The organism is Streptomyces sp. NPDC041122 (assembly GCF_055592445.1).
On record NZ_JBVIYQ010000004.1, the window covers coordinates 390893 to 405134 of the forward strand.

The 14242-nt window shown below is 71.3% G+C and carries 11 protein-coding genes; 8 read left to right on the top strand and 3 right to left on the bottom strand.

Features of this window, described 5'->3' with window-relative positions:
• Positions 1-256 precede the first annotated feature (256 nt).
• The 5 genes from ACZ6B8_RS17860 to ACZ6B8_RS17880 all read left to right on the top strand — a co-directional run bounded on the left by ACZ6B8_RS17860 (position 257) and on the right by ACZ6B8_RS17880 (position 5492).
• Positions 257-1195 (top strand): ABC transporter permease, encoded by a 939-nt coding sequence (locus ACZ6B8_RS17860; RefSeq protein WP_471607784.1) that lies wholly within the window; start codon positions 257-259, stop codon positions 1193-1195.
• Positions 1168-1947: an ABC transporter ATP-binding protein gene (locus tag ACZ6B8_RS17865; RefSeq protein WP_471607785.1), complete on the top strand. Its 780-nt coding sequence runs from the start codon at positions 1168-1170 to the stop codon at positions 1945-1947. The genes ACZ6B8_RS17860 and ACZ6B8_RS17865 overlap by 28 nt, the downstream gene beginning before the upstream one ends.
• Before the next feature lie 62 nt (positions 1948-2009).
• Positions 2010-3062: an ABC transporter substrate-binding protein gene (locus ACZ6B8_RS17870; protein ID WP_471083110.1), complete on the top strand. Its 1053-nt coding sequence runs from the start codon at positions 2010-2012 to the stop codon at positions 3060-3062.
• Positions 3063-3064: 2 nt separating this feature from the next.
• A complete protein-coding gene (locus ACZ6B8_RS17875; RefSeq protein WP_471607786.1) occupies positions 3065-4273 on the top strand; it encodes an LLM class flavin-dependent oxidoreductase in 1209 nt (402 codons plus the stop codon).
• Positions 4274-4367: 94 nt separating this feature from the next.
• On the top strand, positions 4368-5492 hold the full coding sequence (locus ACZ6B8_RS17880) for an NAD(P)-binding domain-containing protein (RefSeq protein WP_471607926.1): 1125 nt from the start codon (positions 4368-4370) through the stop codon (positions 5490-5492).
• A 6-nt stretch (positions 5493-5498) separates the two neighbouring features.
• Here the strand turns inward: ACZ6B8_RS17880 and ACZ6B8_RS17885 are convergent, their stop codons facing one another.
• From ACZ6B8_RS17885 to ACZ6B8_RS17895, 3 genes are all read right to left on the bottom strand, one after another.
• Positions 5499-6200, bottom strand: coding sequence for an antibiotic biosynthesis monooxygenase (locus ACZ6B8_RS17885; RefSeq protein ID WP_471083105.1), 702 nt, complete (start codon positions 6198-6200; stop codon positions 5499-5501).
• A gap of 118 nt (positions 6201-6318) precedes the next feature.
• On the bottom strand, positions 6319-7131 hold the full coding sequence (gene mltG, locus ACZ6B8_RS17890) for an endolytic transglycosylase MltG (protein WP_471607787.1): 813 nt from the start codon (positions 7129-7131) through the stop codon (positions 6319-6321).
• A gap of 43 nt (positions 7132-7174) precedes the next feature.
• A complete protein-coding gene (locus ACZ6B8_RS17895) occupies positions 7175-8986 on the bottom strand; it encodes an ABC transporter ATP-binding protein (RefSeq protein ID WP_471607788.1) in 1812 nt (603 codons plus the stop codon).
• 94 nt (positions 8987-9080) lie between these two features.
• Here ACZ6B8_RS17895 and ACZ6B8_RS17900 point away from each other — a divergent pair, with 94 nt between their 5' ends.
• The 3 genes from ACZ6B8_RS17900 to ACZ6B8_RS17910 all read left to right on the top strand — a co-directional run bounded on the left by ACZ6B8_RS17900 (position 9081) and on the right by ACZ6B8_RS17910 (position 14214).
• Positions 9081-9524, top strand: a complete 444-nt coding sequence (locus tag ACZ6B8_RS17900) for a MarR family winged helix-turn-helix transcriptional regulator (protein ID WP_471083096.1) — start codon at positions 9081-9083, stop codon at positions 9522-9524.
• An 82-nt stretch (positions 9525-9606) separates the two neighbouring features.
• Positions 9607-12531, top strand: a complete 2925-nt coding sequence (locus ACZ6B8_RS17905) for an FAD-binding and (Fe-S)-binding domain-containing protein (protein ID WP_471607789.1) — start codon at positions 9607-9609, stop codon at positions 12529-12531.
• 192 nt (positions 12532-12723) lie between these two features.
• Positions 12724-14214: a Gfo/Idh/MocA family protein gene (locus ACZ6B8_RS17910; RefSeq protein WP_471607790.1), complete on the top strand. Its 1491-nt coding sequence runs from the start codon at positions 12724-12726 to the stop codon at positions 14212-14214.
• The last annotated feature ends 28 nt before the right edge of the window (positions 14215-14242 follow it).

Consider the following 14242-nt stretch of genomic DNA (forward strand, 5'->3'; position numbering starts at 1 on the left):
ACCCGCTTTCGCGTTTCCCTCTCCGCCCGGTTGCCCGATGGGCGCCTCGTGCCGCTCGCGTGTACCGGCAGGAGTACGCATCCCCCTGTGCCTCACGGCCTCCTTCTCGGCCTGATCCGCAGGGCTGACCCTCGGGCGTGACCCGCTGGTCGCCGCGTACCCCTGTCCCGCCGCACACCCGAGCGCCGTCCCGCACCCGGCTCCCGGCGCCCCTCGGCCCGAAAGCCACCCTCCCTCCTGCCTCCACGGAGTGCCTGTGCGCATCAGTCATGCCCCGCCGCATCCATCGACGCCCGACATATCCGGCATCACCCTCTCCAAGGGTGAGCCCACACCCCCCGACACCGGCCCCCGCACCGAGTCACTCCCCGGACCGGCCTCCACGCCGGGCCCCGACCTCGTCGCCCTCGTCCCCGCCTCCCGCCGCCGCACCCGCGTCCCCCGCTGGCTGCGCCGCACCTCGGGGCCGCTCGCCCTGCTCGCCCTCTGGCAGGTCCTGAGCGTCACCGGGGTACTCGCCGGGGACGTGCTCGCCTCGCCCGGAACCGTCGCCCGGGTCGCCGGTGATCTCATCCGGGAGGGGTCACTGCCCACCGCCATGGGAGTCTCCCTGCAACGCGTGGCCCTCGGGCTGCTGTTCGGCACCGTCGCCGGCACGGCCCTGGCGCTCGTCGCGGGACTCTTCCGGCTCGGCGAGGACCTCGTGGACGCCAGCGTGCAGATGCTCCGCACCGTGCCGTTCGTCGGGCTGATCCCGCTCTTCATCATCTGGTTCGGCATCGGTGAGGCACCCAAGATCGCCATCATCTCGCTCGGCGTCTCCTTCCCGCTCTACCTGAACGTGTACGCGGGGATCCGCGGCGTCGACGCCCAGCTGATCGAGGCCGGAGAGTCGCTCGGGCTGTCGCGCTGGGGTCTCGTGCGGCACGTCATCCTGCCCGGCGCGCTCCCCGGGGCCATGACGGGGCTGCGGTACTCGCTGGGCGTCTCCTGGCTCGCCTTGGTCTTCGCGGAACAGGTCAACGCCGACGCCGGCATCGGCTTCCTCATGGTCCAGGCCCGCGACTTCCTGCGCACCGACGTGATCGTCGTGTGCCTCGTCGTCTACGCCTTTCTCGGCCTGACCGCCGACTTCGTCGTCCGCACCCTCGAAAGGCTGTTGCTCCAATGGCGACCGACGTTCACCGGCCGGTGACCACCACCGCACCCGCTCCCCGGCGCCCCACCCACGCCACCGCGCCGTCCGCCGTCCGCGTCGACGGGCTGACCCGCAGCTTCGACGGCCGCGCCGTCATCGACGACCTGCGCCTCGACGTCAGGCCCGGCGAGTTCGTGGCGCTCCTCGGCCGCAGCGGCTGCGGCAAGTCGACGCTGCTGCGGATCCTCGCCGGCCTCGACCGCGACATCGAGGGCACCGTGCTGGTGCCGCGCCGCAAGGCCGTCGCGTTCCAGGCACCCCGGCTGATGCCGTGGAAGCGGGTGTGGCGCAACGTCCTGCTCGGGCTGCCGGGCAAGCCGGACCGGGATGTCGCCGAGCAGGCGCTGACCGAGGTGGGCCTGAAGCACCGCACCGACGCCTGGCCCAAGACGCTCTCCGGTGGCGAGGCCCAACGCGCCTCGCTGGCCCGCGCGTTGGTGCGCGAACCCGACCTGCTGCTGCTCGACGAGCCGTTCGGGGCGCTCGACGCCCTCACCCGCATCAAGGCACAGCGCCTCGTCGACGAACTGTGGCAGCGGCGGGGCTGCGCGGTGCTCCTCGTCACGCACGACGTCGAGGAGGCTGTGCTCCTGGCCGACCGAGTGCTCGTGATGGACGACGGCGTCATCGCGTACGAGACCGAGATCGATCTGGAGCGTCCGCGCGGCATCTCCGACCCCCGCTTCGGCGAACTGCGCGCGGAGCTGCTCCGGCGGCTCGGCGTCGACGCCGACACATCCGCCCCCTGACCGCAGTCCGCGCCGCCCTCCCGTCCCCGCCCCGCGCCTCGACCGAACCGAACGGAACCGCCATGCGACCACCCCGCTCCGCCCTCTCCCCCACCCTCCTGCTGCTCCCCCTGGCCCTGCTGCTCAGCGCCTGCTCCGGCACCTCGTCCGCCGGCACCTCGATCGGGGGTTCCGGTGGCGGCACCGACGGCAAGGGGTCGCTGACCCTCAACGTCGGCGATCAGCGCGGCGGTTCGGAGGCCGTGCTGCGCGCGGCCGGTGAACTCGACGATCTGGACTACAAGATCCACTGGTCGACCTTCACGTCCGGTCCCCCGCTCCTGGAGGCCATCAACGCCAAGGCCGTGGACGTCGGCGCCATCGGCAACACCCCGCCGGTCTTCGCCGCGGGCGCCGGCTCGAAGATCACCGTCGTCGCCGCGACCCACGGCACGGCGGCGGGCGACGCGATCCTCGTGCCCGACGACTCGCCCCTGAAGAAGCCCGAGCAGCTCAAGGGCAAGTCCGTCGCCGTGGCCCAGGGTTCCTCGGCCCACTTCCAGCTGGTCGCCTCCCTGAAGAAGGCCGGGCTCGACTTCAAGGACGTGAAGGTCAAGTACCTGCAGCCCGCCGACGCCCTGGCCGCCTTCACCAGCGGCAAGGTGGACGCCTGGGCCGTCTGGGACCCGTACACCTCACAGGTCCTGCGCGGGAAGAAGGGACGCGTCCTCACCGATGGCGACGGGCTGGTCAACGGCCTCGGCTTCCAGGCCGCGGCCCCCGGCGCCCTCGCCGACAAGAAGAAGTCCAAGGCGATCTCCGACTACCTGGAGCGGCTCCGCCGGGCGCAGGACTGGGTCTTCAAACACCCGGAGGCCTGGGCGAAGGTCTGGGCGAAGGACACCGGTCTTCCCTACGAGGTCGCGCTCGACGCGGTGAAGCGGACCAACGGCACCCGGGTGCCGGTGGCCGTCGACCATGACGTCGTCACCTCCGAGCAGAAGATCGCGGACACCTTCAGCGCCTTGAAGCTGATCCCGCGCCGCATCGACTTCGGCGACTACGTCGACACCCGCTTCAACGGCGACCTGCCGCCCTCCACCACCGAGCCGCGCTCGTACCGCAAGGAGTCCTGACCATGACCGTCCACCTGCACTGGTTCCTGCCGACCGGCGGCGACGGCCGCACCCTCGTCGACCGGCACGCCTACACCGACGGCGGCATCACGCGCTCCCGGGTCACCCCGGTGAGCGGCGTGCGCGCGCCCGACATCGAGTACCTGGCGCAGATCGCCAAGGCCGCCGAGCAGTTGGGCTTCGAAGCGGTGCTCACGCCGACCGGCACCTGGTGCGAGGACGCCTGGCTGACCACGGTCGCCCTCGCCCAGCACACCGAACGGCTGAAGTTCCTCGTCGCCTTCCGCCCGGGCGTGCTCTCCCCGGTGCTCGCCGCCCAGATGGCGGCGACGTACCAGCGCATCACCCGTGGCCGGCTGCTGCTCAACGTGGTCACCGGCGGCGACTCGACCGAACAGCGACGGTTCGGCGACCATCTGGACCACGACCGCCGCTACGCCCGCACCGACGAGTTCCTCTCGGTCGTCCGCGGAACCTGGAGCGGCAAGCCGTTCGACTTCGCCGGCGAGCACTACCAGGTCGAGGGCGGGCTGACCGCGCTGCCGCCGGACCCCCTGCCGGAGATCTTCTTCGGCGGCTCGTCGGCGGCCGCGGGACCGGTCGCGGCGCGCCACTCGGACGTCTACCTGACGTGGGGCGAGCCCCCGGAGCAGGTCGAACAGAAGATCAACTGGATTCGCGGGCTCGCCGAGAAGGAGGGGCGCACGGTCCGCTTCGGCATCCGCCTGCACACCATCTCGCGCGATTCGGCCGCCGACGCGTGGGCGACCGCGAACCGGCTGCTCGACGACCTCGACCCGGACACCGTCGCCGCCGCGCAGGAGGCGCTCGGGCGCAGCGAGTCGGTGGGCCAGCAGCGCATGCTGGCGTTGCACGGCGGCTCCCGCGACAAGCTGGAGATTTCGCCGAACCTGTGGGCCGGTGTCGGCCTGGTGCGCGGTGGGGCCGGCACGGCGCTGGTCGGCGCGCACGCCGATGTCGCCGACCGGATCGAGGAGTACCACGCGCTCGGCGTCGAACACTTCGTGCTGTCGGGCTATCCGCACCTGGAGGAGGCGTACTGGTTCGGTGAGGGTGTCCTTCCGGAGCTGGCTGCGCGCGGGCTGCTGCCGCGGATCCCGGCGTCTCCGCTCGCGGGCGTCCCGGCAGCGAACGGCCGTCCGGCGTCCGCTCCGGGCGGGGCTCCCTTGCTGGTGGCGGGGGGCCGCTGAGCCTCGCCGGCCGTTCCGGGGGGGGCTCACCGTTCGCAGGGATCCCGTGCGTCGCATCGGGAAGATCCCGAACCCCGACACAGTTAGTAGAAGCGTGAACGACATCGGGGTACGAGACGCGGCCGCCACGACGGCGGTCCAGGACGTGGACGCGGTCGTCATAGGCGCCGGACAGGCGGGTCTGTCCGGCGCCTACCACCTGCGCCGGGTCGGCCTCGAGCCGGACCGGGACTTCGTGGTCCTCGACCACGCGCCCCGGCCCGGCGGCGCCTGGCAGTTCCGCTGGCCCTCCCTGACCTACGGGAAGGTGCACGGCATGCACGCTCTGCCCGGCATGGAACTGACGGGCGCGGACCCCGCACGCCCGTCGTCGGAGGTCATCGGGGAGTACTTCGCGGAGTACGAGCGCCGCTTCGACCTGCGGGTGCGGCGCCCCGTCGACGTGCACCGGGTCCGCGAGGACGGTGCCGGCTCCGGCAAGGACGGGCGGCTGCGCGTCGAGACGTCGGCCGGCACCTGGTCGACACGTGCGCTGATCAACGCGACGGGCACCTGGGACCGGCCGTTCTGGCCGCGCTACCCCGGTCAGGACACCTTCCGGGGACGGCAGTTGCACACCGCGATCTACCCGGGGCCCGAGGCCTTCCGGGGACAGCGTGTCGTGGTCGTGGGCGGCGGAGCGTCCGGCACGCAACACCTGATGGAGATCGCCCCGTACGCGGCCTCGACGACCTGGGTCACCCGGCGGCCTCCGGTGTTCCGGGAAGGTCCGTTCGACGAGAACTGGGGCCGCGCGGCCGTCGCCCTGGTCGAGGATCGGGTGCGCAGGGGCCTGCCGCCGCAGAGCGTGGTCTCCGTGACGGGGCTGCCGGTGAACGACGCCATCCGGCAGGCCCGGGCGGACGGCGTACTCGACCGCCTGCCGATGTTCGACCGGATCACGCCGACCGGGGTGGCATGGGACGACGGGCGGCGTATCGACGCGGACATCATCCTGTGGGCGACGGGTTTCCGCCCGGCGATCGAGCACCTCGCACCCCTGCGGCTGCGCGAACCGGGCGGCGGCGTCCGCCTCGAGGCCACCAGGGCCGCCGCCGACCCGCGCGTCCATCTGGTGGGGTACGGGCCATCGGCCAGCACGATCGGCGCCAACCGTGCGGGCCGTGCGGCGGTCCGCGACATCCAGCGGTTGCTGGCGGGGGCGCCCGCCGCGGTGTGACCCGGGTCAGGGCGCGGCGACGTTGACCAGGCTCTTGTACGGGAGGTAACGCGGCACGCTGGGCAGGGTGGGGGCCGGAGTGACACCCTCCAGGCTGTCGATCATCATGGCCAGTTCGACGGTGCCGCCGCCCTCGTTGAAGCGCCGCCACGACGCCATGTCCGCCCACTCCGCGTGGTTGCGCACCCGCCGGCCGTCCTTGCTCGTATGGAAGTGCGCGGCGAGCAGCCCGGGCGGGCGGGTCCGCTCCAGGATCCCGATGACTCCGTCGACGAACGACCGCTGGCTGTCCGGGCCGTCAGTCTCGAACATGGGCGTGACCAGCGCACCGGGGTCCCGGTCCGCTCCCTCCTCGGGCGCGTAACTGCGATAGATCGCGTAGCGCACCTCGCCGGGCCGCTCGATGCCCAGCACCATGCGGTCGAGCCTGCCCAGGTCCTCGGAGCTCCTGGCCGCCCGTGTCCACCGGCGGTAGGAGTCGTCGTCCGTCCACTGCGCGTAGTTCAGGACCTCGCGGCCGTTCTCGCTGAGGAACGTGGTGAACGAGAGCATGCCCGCCGGGCGTTCCTGCTGCTCCCACTCCTCGATCACGAGGTCCGCGGCCTGCTTCTGGACCCCTGGGGCCGGCAGCGTCCAGGAGCTGACGAGGATCGTCCCGGCGTCCGCGCGCCGGACGTCGGGGAAGGTACGTGATATCGGTGCGGCCACGGTCGGCTCCTCTGCATACTGAGCGGTATGGTCGGTGAAAAGCGTTGTACCTGAACCACGGTTGAGGTCAAGGCGGAGCCGGCCCGGCGGCCGAAACACCCCCCCCTCCGGCCTCCCGCTACTTCGCCTTGTTGAACTCCCCCACGTTCTTCTGGTGTTCCTCGAAGCTCGCTGTGAAACGTGTGTCCCCCGGCTTCACGGTCACGAAGTACAACCAGTCCCCCGGGGTCGGATTGGTCGCCGCCCGCATCGCCTCCTCGCCGGGGTTGCCGATCGGCGTGGGCGGCAGCCCCATGCGCGCGTAGGTGTTGTACGGGCTGTTGATCTGCGTGTCGCGTTCGCTGGTGGCCAGGGTGGAACGGTTGAGCGCGTAGTTGATGGTGGAGTCCATCTGCAGCGGCATCCCCCGGTCGAGACGGTTCTGGATGACCCGGGCGACCTTGCCCATGTCCTCCTTGGAGCCCGCCTCTGCCTCGATCATGCTCGCAATGGTGACGGTCTGGTAGCCGTTCGCGGCATTTTGGTCGGCGCCCGCCGTGACCTGGCCGACGCTGAACTTCTGTTGGGCCGTATTCACCATGTAGGAGAGCACGGATGCCGGAGTCGACCGGGAATTGATCGGATACGTCGCCGGGAACAGATAGCCCTCGGGGTTGCCGTGGGCGTCCGGGGGAAGTTTGAGCCCGGCTTTCGGGAGGGCCTTCTTCGTGGTGCCCTCGGGCACCTTGAGGGCCTTGTCCACGGCCGCGTACACCTGACCCGAACGCCACCCTTCCGGGATGGTCAGGGTCTGCGGCTTCGCGTCGCCGTCAGGAAGCAGCAGCGGCACCGCCACGGCGGTGGCCGCAGCGGCGGCTCCGATCGCGATCAGGGCGATCTTGCCCCGCCGCGTCAGTCGAATCGTGCCCCGTCGCGGAGTCTTGGTCTGCATGGAGGCACGGTAACCCGCACATGCCCACATTCCGGACATATCTTCATGTCGCGGGCTCCAGTTGGGCCTCTCTGCGGACGAGGGCCGCGTAACGGCCGTCCCGCGCGATGAGCTCCTCGTGGGTACCGCGCTCCGCGGTGCGTCCGGCGTCCAGGACCACGATCTGGTCGGCGCCGCGGACGGTGGAGAGCCGGTGGGCGATGGTGAGGGTGGTCCGGTCGGCGGACAGGGCGTCGATGGCCTCCTGGACCGCCCGCTCCGTGCCGTTGTCCAGGGCGCTGGTCGCCTCGTCGAGGATGAGGACCGGAGGGTCGCGCAGGATGGTGCGGGCGATGGCGAGGCGCTGCTTCTCGCCGCCGGAGAAGCGGTGCCCGCGCTCGCCGACCACGGTGTCGTACCCCTCCGGGAGAGAGGCGATGTGGTCGTGGATCTGGGCGGCACTCGCGGCGGCCACGAGCTCCTCGTGGGTGGCTTCCGGCTTGGCGAAGCGGAGGTTTTCGGCGACCGAGGCGTGGAAGAGGTACGTCTCCTGGGAGACCACGCCGACGGCGCGCGCCAGGGTGTCGAAGTCGAGGTCGCGCACGTCGACCCCGTCGAGGGTGACGCGGCCGCCCGTGACGTCGTACAGCCGGGGGACGAGGTGACTCAGGGTCGACTTTCCCGAGCCGGTGGGGCCGACCACGGCGAGGCTGCCGCCCGCGGGTATCGCGATGTCGATGTCCTGAAGGGTGGGGGCCGACGTCTCGTCGTAGCGGAACTCGACGCCCTCGAAGCGGACCTCGCCCTTGATCTCGTCCAGGCGCACCGGCTCCCCGGGCTCGGTGATGTCGATGGGCAGGTCGAGGTACTCGAAGATGCGCTGGAAGAGCGCGAGCGAGGTCTGGATCTGCACACCGGTGGAGAGCAGGCTCACCGTCGGCCTGAACAGTCCCTGCTGGAGCGAGACGAAGGCGACGAGGGTGCCGATCGAGACGGTCGGGCCGCCCAGCCGGAAGGCGAGGCCGGCGGTCCAGTAGATGACGGCGGGCATCGCGGCCATGACGATCGAGATGACGGACATGCGCCAGCGGCCCGCCATGTTCGACCGGATCTCCAGGTCCACCAGCCGCTCGGACTCGTCGGCGAAGGACTTGGTCAGGGAGTCGGCGCGCCCCATGGTGCGGCCGAGCAGGATGCCGCTCACGGAGAGGGACTCGGTCACCGTCGCCGCCATCACGGCCATCTGCTTCTGCCGCTGCGTGGCGATCTTCTTGCGCTCGCGGCCCACACGCCGGCTGATCCAGACGAAGACGGGCAGCAGGAGCAGCGAGACGACGGTGAGCCGCCAGTCCAGGGCGAGCATGGCGACGATCGTCGCGATGACGCTGGTGAGGTTGGAGACCAGGGAGGTGGCGGTGGAGGTCACCGTCGCCTGCATGCCGCCGATGTCGTTGGCGATGCGGGACTGGACCTCGCCCGTGCGGGTGCGGGTGAAGAAGGCCAGGGACATGCTCTGCAGCCGGCCGTAGACCGCGGTGCGCAGGTCGTGCATGACGCGCTGGCCCACAGAGGTACTGATCAGGGTCTGCAGGACGCCGAAGACGCTGGTGACGACCGCGCTGAGGATCATGCCGAGCGCGAGCAGGCTCAGCAGGCCCGTACGCCCCTCGGGCAGCGCGGTGTCGAGGATCTCCTTGAGCAGGAACGGGGTGGCGACCGAGACGAGCGAGGCGGCGCAGACCAGCAGGCCCACGATCGCGAGGCGGCCTCGGTAGGGACGGAAGAGGCGGAGGATGCGGCGCATCTGGCGCGGCTGCGGCTCCTCGACGCCGGGGGCGGAGGGCTGAGGCGTCCAGGCGGGTTCGTCGTGGCGCATGGGCTCCTTCGGGATCTCGGACGACGATGACTCAGGGAGCATAGCTCACTGTTACCTATACTCACAATGCACAAGGTCCTGATAATGTTCCGGCATGAACACCCCGGACCCCGACGGCCTGCTCGCCGAACAGTTGCTGCGGCTCACCCGCAGGCTGCAGCGGATCCAGAAGCGCCATCTGGTGCCGATCGGCATCACGCCCGCCCAGTCCCGCCTGCTGCGCACCCTCGCGCACTACGAGACCCCGCCGCGGATGGCCGACCTCGCCGAGCGCCTCGAAGTCGTCCCCCGCGCCGTCACCACCCTGGTCGACGGCCTGGAGTCCGCCGATCTCGTGCGGCGCGCGCCCGATCCCACCAACCGCCGGGTGATCCGCATCGAGCTCACCGACGCCGGGCTCAAGGCGCTCGGCGAGCTGCGCAGCGCGCGGCGCTCCGCCGCGGAGGACATCCTGGCTCCGTTGGACACCGAGCAGCGCGCCCAGCTGGGCGTCCTGCTGAACGCCCTGTTCGACGTGCCGGGAATCCGCCGCTGCTGAGGCCTCCGGTCCGCCGGGCACGACCGTCCGCACCGCCGAGCACCACCGCCGGGTACGCCACCGCAACCGCCGAGGAGAGCTCATGCCCCTGCTGGAGCCCGAGCCGGACGCCCTGCGCCCCGGTCCCGCGTCACGCCTCCAAGGCCCGTCGCACGACCGCGTGCCCGACCGGCGGGCCGCCGGCACCCCCGAGCCGCTGCGCTCCGGGCTGACCGTGCTGCTCGGCGCGGACAAGGTCCTGACGAAGGTCTCCGACCTGGTGCGGTACGCCTCGGACGCCAGCCCCTACCGCTTCGTGCCCCAGGTCGTGGTCGTCGCCGAGGACATCGACGATGTGTCGGCCGTCCTGTCGTACGCGCGCGGCAACGGCCGTGAGGTCGTCTTCCGCGCGGCGGGCACCTCCCTGAATGGCCAGGCGCAGGGCGAGGACATCCTGGTCGACGTCCGCAAGCACTGGTCGGGCGTGGAGGTGATCGGCGGCGGCGAGCGGGCCCGGATCGGCCCCGGCACGACGGTGGTGCGGGCCAACGCCACGCTCGCCCGGTGCGGCCGGGTGCTCGGCCCCGACCCGGCCAGCGCGATCGCCTGCACCATCGGAGGCGTCGTCGCGAACAACGCGTCGGGCATGACCGCGGGCACCACCCGCAACTCCTACCGCACCGTGGCGTCCCTGACCTTCGTCCTGCCCTCCGGCACCGTCGTGGACACGGCGGCCCCGGACGCCGACGCCCGACTGGCGCACGCGGAACCGGAGCTGTGCGAGGGCCTGCTGGCGATCAAGCGTGAGATCGAGGCCGACGCCGCACTGGTGGCCCGCATCCGCGCCAAGTACGCGATCAAGAACACCAACGGCTACCGCCTCGACGCCTTCCTCGACGGCGCGACCCCCGTGGAGATCCTGCGTGGCCTGATGGTCGGTTCCGAGGGGACCTTCGGCTTCATCTCGGAGGTCGTCTTCGACACGCTGCCGCTGGACCGGCACACGAGCACCGCCCTGCTGTTCTTCCCCTCGCTGCCCGCGGCGGCGGCCGCTGTACCGCTGTTCAACGCGGCCGGTGCGCTCGCCGTCGAACTGATGGACGGCAACACGCTGCGCGCTTCGGTGGCCGTGCAGGGGGTTCCCGCCGACTGGGCCGGGCTCCCGAAGTCGACCGCGGCACTCCTTGTGGAGTTCCGCGCTCCGGATCAGGCCGCACAGGACGCGTACGAGGCGGCCGCCTCCCAGGCTCTCGAAGGGCTCGAACTGGTCGCGCCCGTGGCGTCGGTGACCAACACCTTCACGCGCGACGCGAAGACGATCGGCGGCTACTGGAAGGCGCGCAAGGCCTTCGTCACCGCGGTCGGCGGCTCCCGCCCCTCCGGCACGACGCTGATCACCGAGGACTTCGCCGTCCCGCCGGGGCGGCTCGCCGAGGCCTGCGAGGCCCTGCTGGACCTCCAGACGCGGCACGGCTTCGACGCAGCCGTCGCGGGCCACGCCGCGCACGGCAACCTCCACTTCCTGCTCGCCTTCGACGCCGGGGTCCCCGCCGACGTGGAGCGGTACGCCGCGTTCATGGAGGAGTTCTGCCGGCTGACCGTGGAGCGCTTCGACGGCTCGCTGAAGGCCGAACACGCCACGGGCCGCAACATCGCGCCGTTCCTGGAGCTGGAGTGGGGCCCGCAGGCCACGGAGTTGATGTGGCGCACGAAACAAGTCATCGACCCGGACGGCGTCCTGGCCCCGCGCATCGTCCTCGACCGTGACCCGAAGGCCCATCTGCGCGGCCTCAAGACCATCCCGAAGGTGGAGCTCATCGCCGACCCGTGCATCGAGTGCGGCTTCTGCGAACCGACCTGCCCGAGCGAGGACGTGACCACGACGCCGCGCCAACGCATCGTGCTGCGCCGCGAGATGATGCGCCAGCCGGAGGGTTCCCCGGTCGAGAGCGGCCTGGTGGCGGCGTACGGCTACGACGCCGTGGACACCTGCGCCGGCGACTCGACCTGCCGCATCGCCTGCCCGGTGGGCATCGACACGGGCGCCCTGATGAGGGACTTCCGGCACGCCCGGCACTCCCCGCGCGAGGAGAAAACGGCGGCGCTCGCCGCGCGGAACTTCAAGGCCGTCGAGGCGGCCGCGCGCCTCGCGGTGGCCGCCGCCGACCGGATCAGCGACCGGCTGCTCACAGCGGTGACGCGTACCGCGCGCAAGGCGGTCCGCCCCGATCTCGTCCCGGAGTGGCTGCCGCAGATCCCCGCGGCCGCCGCGCGCAGGCTGCCGCGCACCGCGCGTATGGACGCCACCGCCGTCTACTACCCGGCCTGCGTCAACCGCATCTTCGCGGGCCCGGGCGACCGCTCCCTTGCCGAGGCCGTGGTCGCCGTCTCCGCGCGCGCGGGCAGGCCGGTCTGGATCCCGGACGACGTCGCGGGGACGTGCTGCGCGACGATCTGGCACTCCAAGGGGTACGAGGCGGGGAACAGGGTCATGGCCAACCGCATCGTCGAGGCGGCCTGGGGCTGGACCGCCGGCGGGCGGCTGCCGCTGGTGGTCGACGCGTCGTCCTGCACGCTCGGCATCGCGCACGAGGTCGTGCCCTACCTGACCCCGGACAACCGCGAGCTGCACCGGGAGCTGACCGTCGTCGACTCGATCGTCTGGGCCGCCGACGAGCTGCTGCCCCACCTGACGGTGCGCCGGACGGTCGGTTCCGCCGTACTGCACCCCACCTGTTCCATGCAGCACTTGGGCGACGAGGCGCACCTGCGCGCCGTCGCCGAGGCCTGCGCCGACGAGGTGGTCGTCCCTGACGACGCGGGATGCTGCGCCTTCGCGGGCGACCGCGGCATGCTCCACAAGGAGCTCACGGAGTCGGCCACCCGCAAGGAGGCCGCGGAGGTCACGTCCCGCTCCTTCGACGCTCACCTCTCGGCCAACCGCATGTGCGAGGTCGGCATGGACCACGCGACGGGCCGCGGGTATTACTCCGTACTCCTGGAGCTGGAACGCGCGACGCGCCCCTAGGGCGGCCCCCGGACTCACACCCCCGGGGATCAATCCACGACGTCCGCGGCAGAACGCCGCGGCGCCCTCGCTGACACCACGAGAAGTCCAACTCCACGACCACTTCGGCCTCTTGCGCACCGGCCCTCCCCCCACCAGGGTGGCTTCCACCCCAGTGGTAGAGACCAGCCGCTCATCAGCTACGGAGGTCCGATGCACGACGAGAACGCGACACCGACTCCCGACGGCACCCACCCCGACGACTCCGCCGAGGGCACACGGGGAGACGGCCGCTCACGCCGTGCGGTGCTCCGGACGGCCGGCCTCGCCGGCGCGGGTCTGGGGGTCGGCGCCTTCACGGCCGGGACAGCGCACGCGGACACGCCCACGGCCGCCGAAGCCGCCGCTGCCGCGGACGAAACGGTGCCGGACACCGCTCAGGCCCCCGCCCGCAAGGGCAAGACCATGATCGGCGTGCCGTTCCAGCGGCGTTCCACGGTCCGGGTCGGGATCATCGGGCTCGGCAACCGCGGCGGCAGCATGATCGACCTGTTCCTCGCGATACCGGGCGTCCGGGTCGTGGCGTTGTGCGATCCGGTCAAGGAGAAGACCGCGGCCGCCGCGAAGAAGGTGACGGCCGCGGGTCAGCCCGCCCCGGCGACGTACACCAAGGGCGAGCACGACTTCGAGAACCTGTGCAAGCGCGGTGACATCGACTTCGTCTATGTCGCGTCACCCTGGGACTTCCATTTCGAGATGGCCAAGTCGGCGATGCTGAACGGCAAGCACGTCGGTGTGGAGTGTCCCATCGCCCTGCGTCTGGACGAGCTGTGGGAGCTCGTCGACCTCTCCGAGCGCACCCGCAGACACTGCATGCAGCTGGAGAACTGTTGTTACGGCAAGAACGAGATGCGCGTCCTGCGGATGGCGCACGCGGGCAAGTTCGGCGACCTCCTGCACGGCGCGGGCGCCTACAACCACGACCTGCGCGGTCTGATGTTCGACCCCGACTACTACGAGGGACCGTGGCGGCGCCTGTGGCACACCCGGCTGCGCGGCGACCTCTACCCCAACCACGGCTTCGGCCCGGTCGCCAACTACATGGACGTCAACCGCGGCGACCGCGTCACGCACATCTCCAGCTTCGGCACGCCCTCGCTCGGTCTCGCCGAGTACCGCAGGGCGCACATGCCCGCGGGCGACCCCAGCTGGAAGGAGACCTACATCGAGAGCGACCGCACGATCAGTCTCGTCCAGACGGCGAAGGGCCGGGTGATCCGCCTCGAACACGACGTGTCGACGCCCCATCCCTACAGCCGCATCAACAGCCTGGGCGGCACACGCGGCGTCTTCGAGGACTACCCCGAGCGCATCTACATCGAGCCGGACCACACGAACGACGAGTGGGGGGACTTCGCGAAGTACGCCGACTTCGACCACTGGCTCTGGAAGGAGCACGCGAATCCGCCCGGCGGGCACGGCGGCATGGACTACATCATGGTCTTCCGTCTGATGCAGACCATGCGGCTCGGCCTGGTGCCGGACTTCGACGTGTACGACGCCGCGACGTGGACCTCGCCCGTGCCGCTGAGCCATCTGTCGATCAAGGCGAAGGGCGCGCCGCAGGCGATCCCCGACTTCACCCGCGGCCTGTGGAAGAAGGCACGCCCCGGCATGGACTCGGAGAAGCCGGCGGAGGCCTGACGGGCGCCCGCGGCCCTACGCGGTCAAG